Annotated in this window: 1 protein-coding gene; it reads right to left on the bottom strand. The window is 70.5% G+C overall.

All coding sequences use genetic code 11. From position 1 onward, the window contains the following. Positions 1 to 512, bottom strand: a 512-nt coding sequence (locus ABEA82_RS38605; protein WP_345666432.1) for an acyl carrier protein, incomplete at its 3' end; no start/stop codon positions are given. Positions 513 to 555: the final 43 nt, after the last annotated feature.

Here is a 555-nt window from a genome sequence, read left to right as displayed (position 1 = left end):
TGTTCGGGGGTGGTGGTGAGTTGGGGGAGGAGGTGGTGGGTGAGGGCGGTGGGGGTGGGGTGGTCGAAGACGGTGGTGGCGGGGAGGGTGAGGCCGGTGCTGGTGGCGAGCCGGTTGCGCAGTTCGACGGCGGTGAGGGAGTCGAGTCCCTGCTCCATGAAGCCCAGATGGGCGTCGACGGCGTCCACGCCGGGCAGGGCCAGGATCGTCGCGATGTGGCGGCGGATGTGGTCCAGCAGGACGTTGAACCGCTGGGCGGGCGGCAACGAACCGAGCTGCTGCGCCAACTGCGGACCCTGCTCGACGGAGGCGGCGGTGCGCCGCTGTGTGCTCAGCCGCTGCCAGACCGGGTGCGCTGGAATCGCCTGCGTGTTGAGGGGCGACACCATCAGCAACGGCTGCGGAGGAGCGCCGACGGCGTCGAACAGCTCCAGTGCCTCCGGCGTCGACATCGGCGCGATGGCGTTGCGCGCCAACCGCGCCAGATCCTGCTCGTCGAGGTGGCTGGTCATGGTGCTGGTTTGTTGCCAGAGGCCCCAGGCGAGGCTGGTGGCG

Source organism: Streptomyces venetus, assembly GCF_039540295.1.
Classification (GTDB): domain Bacteria; phylum Actinomycetota; class Actinomycetes; order Streptomycetales; family Streptomycetaceae; genus Streptomyces; species Streptomyces venetus.
The sequence above is the reverse complement of the archived record's forward strand: the minus strand, read 5'-3'. Positions and strand labels throughout refer to the sequence as shown.